The following is a 2,328-nucleotide window of genomic DNA, read 5'->3' as shown; positions in this document are numbered from 1 at the left end:
CCACGCCATCGACCGGGGCGGCCGGTCGTCGTCGCGGTTCGCCGCCCACGCGTTCGGATCGACGAGGACGCGGTCCTCGCCGTCCGGCGCGTCGCGGACGACGAGACGGGTGTGGTCCGCCCGCCGGCTCGCGGACCGTCGCGAAGTAGCGGTCCTCGTGGACGGTGATCGGCCCGTAGTCGGCCACCTCGACGAGGTCGTCGAACCGCGGGCGGAGTCCCTCCCGGAGGTCGTCGTCGAGCGCGGCGTCGGCGTGGTCGTTCTGCGCGTCGGTCCACCGGTGGACCGCCTCGTCGTCGCCTTCGAGCCACCGGTACGGGTCGTCGATCTCGACCCCGTGGAGCGTCTCCGTGACGACCTCGCGTTCGGTCTCCGGCGGAGACGGGACCGGAGCGGACTGGCGTGACATACGATCGCCTGTCGCCGGCGACGCAAAACCGCTGGGGTCGCGGCGGCCGCCGCCGCGGGTCGATCAGCTTCGAGCCGGTGGCGTCGGGCGTCAGGGCCACACGCCGGCGACGAACAGGAGGTTCCGCGCGGCGACGAGAAGCGAGAGGACGCCGACGCCCGCGCACATCAGCGTCGCGACGAACCGACGCGTGCCGCCCGCGACCGCCACCGGAATCCCGATGACGGCCATTCCGGCGACCTTCGTGAGGAGCATCCCGCGGAGGAGGCCGAACCGGGAGATGAACAGGCGGCCGATCGGCGACCCCTCGACGTACTCGCTGCCGGTGAGGGCGACGTACGTCGTCGCCACGTCCGCGGCGGCCCCGACGAACAGGAGGCAGACGGCGAGAGCGAGACGAGAGGGCACTGCCCCAGCGAACGCGGTACGCAGGCATAAATCTCCGGGCACACGGTCGGGTTGCGTGGACGAGCCGGCATCGCTCTCGCTACGACTCGACGTGGCTGGTCGCCGACCGCGCACAGCACGGGGCCATTTAAACCGCCGCGACGCGTACGATCGGTAATGAGTTCGACAGACGACGCGTACGAGGTCGCGGTGGTCGGCGGCGGACCGGCGGGGTTGACGACCGCGCTGTACGGCGCGCGACTGGGCCACGAGACGGTGCTGATCGACCGCGGCGGCGGCCGCGCGGCGATGATGGCCGACACGCACAACGTGATCGGTATCACCGAGGAGACCTCCGGCAACGAACTCCTCCAGACCGGTCGCGATCAGGTACAGTCGTACGGCGGCACCTTCGAGCGCGGGTTCGTCACCGACGTCGAGCGCACCGACGACGACCGCTTCCGCCTCTCGACGAACGATACCGAGATTCTCGCGGACCGCGTCGTCCTCGCGACCGGGTTCTCCGACGAGCGCCCGGACCCGCCGCTCCCGCGGAACGCGAAGGGGCTCCACTGGTGTCTCCACTGCGACGCGTACATGTTCGTCGACGAGCCGGTGTACGTGATGGGCCACGGCGAGGCCGCCGCGCACGTCGCGATGATCATGTTGAACATGACCGACGACGTCGACGTCCTGACTCGCGGCGCGGAGCCGACGTGGAGCGAGGAGACCGACGAACAGCTCCGCGCACACCCGGTAGATGTCGTTCACGAGGACGTCACGGGCATCGAGAACGATCCCGACTCCGGCTGGCTGGAGGCCATGGAATTCGAGGACGGCACCCGCCGCGAGTACCGCGGCGGCTTCCCGATGTACGGCTCCGACTACAACACCGCCCTCGCGGAGGGCCTCGGCTGTGACCTCACCGACGGCGGCGAGGTCGACGTTGACGACCACGGGCGCACCAGCGAGGACGGCGTGTTCGCCGTCGGCGACGTGACGCCGGGCCACAATCAGGTCCCGGTCGCGATGGGACAGGGCGCGAAAGCGGGCATCGCGATCCACAAGAGCCTCCGCGAGTTCCCGCGCTCGACCGAGGAGATCGAGACGAACGGCCCCGTCAGCGAGGACGAGGTGCCGGCCATCGCGCCGCACCTCATGACGACTGCCGTCGCCCACGAGGGCCACGCCGGCGGTCCGCGCGGAGACACGACCACAGAGAACACCGAGGCACCCGCGGCGGACGACGACTGAGCGCGAAACGCGAGCGGTTCGGCTTTCGAGGAGATTTTCGCTCTCTTTTCCGTACAGTCTGCGGTCGGCGCGCGCCTGCGAGCGGCCGCCCTCGGCGGCCGCGAAGCAGCGCCGCGCGAGGGAGTCGGTGGTCCGAAGCGAAGCGGAGGACCGCCGACGAGGCTGGGGAGGCGTGAGGCTGTGCGGTGCCGTACGTGAGAGAGCGAGGTTCATCTCTGCCGTATTTTCGAACGAAACAATTTTGGCCGGCCGGGACTTTCGTTTGTGCCTCGTATCGC

At 70.0% G+C, this 2,328-nt stretch carries 2 protein-coding genes and 1 pseudogene; 1 reads left to right on the top strand and 2 read right to left on the bottom strand.

Translation table 11 applies throughout. The annotated features are described in order from the left end of the window. Window positions 1–409: pseudogene (locus BN903_RS08770) on the bottom strand (S9 family peptidase); the annotation flags it as partial. A 90-nt stretch (window positions 410–499) separates the two neighbouring features. Beyond that, a complete protein-coding gene (locus BN903_RS08765; protein ID WP_048077380.1) occupies window positions 500–817 on the bottom strand; it encodes a hypothetical protein in 318 nt (105 codons plus the stop codon). A gap of 156 nt (window positions 818–973) precedes the next feature. On the opposite strand from BN903_RS08765, the gene BN903_RS08760 reads away from it, so the two are divergent. Continuing rightward, complete coding sequence (locus tag BN903_RS08760) at window positions 974–2,050, top strand: NAD(P)/FAD-dependent oxidoreductase (protein WP_048077379.1); 1,077 nt, start codon at window positions 974–976, stop codon at window positions 2,048–2,050. Window positions 2,051–2,328 lie beyond the last annotated feature (278 nt).

Source organism: Halorubrum sp. AJ67 (genome assembly GCF_000513435.1).
The sequence above is the reverse complement of the archived record's forward strand: the minus strand, read 5'-3'. Positions and strand labels throughout refer to the sequence as shown.

Bases quoted from the DNA above. Each gene is read 5' to 3' on its own strand.
- BN903_RS08760 (WP_048077379.1), top strand. From the start codon at position 974: ATGAGTTCGACAGACGACGCGTACGAGGTCGCGGTGGTCGGCGGCGGA.